The 325-nt window shown below is 41.5% G+C and carries 1 protein-coding gene; it reads right to left on the bottom strand.

Features of this window, described 5'->3' with window-relative positions; genetic code table 11:
- A partial coding sequence (locus tag C1E99_RS13185) for an adenylosuccinate synthetase (protein WP_193441826.1) occupies positions 1-325 on the bottom strand: 325 nt, incomplete at both ends.

Raw genomic sequence — 325 nt, 5'->3', positions numbered from 1 at the left:
TGTACCAATCTTGTTCTCACCTTTAGACTCTTCTTGCAACTGGTCCAATTTGATGTGGTAAGGCAAGATGACGTGTGCGCGGTCTGAAATCCGCAAATTATCTGTTGTCACACCTGAATCATGGAGATAGTTGATTTCCTTCACCAAAGATTTTGGATTGACAACCACACCATTACCGATTACAGAAATCTTTTCTGGGAAGAAGATTCCTGACGGAATCAAGTGCAATTTATACTTAGTGCCATCGATAACGATAGTGTGTCCAGCGTTATCACCACCTTGATAACGTGCGATTACTTCAGCATTAGCAGACAAGAAGTCTGTA

The sequence above is a fragment of the Streptococcus suis genome, from assembly GCF_002964045.1.
Taxonomy (GTDB): domain Bacteria; phylum Bacillota; class Bacilli; order Lactobacillales; family Streptococcaceae; genus Streptococcus; species Streptococcus suis_U.
Note: the sequence above shows the minus strand (reverse complement) of the source record. Positions and strands in the feature narration are given on the sequence as shown.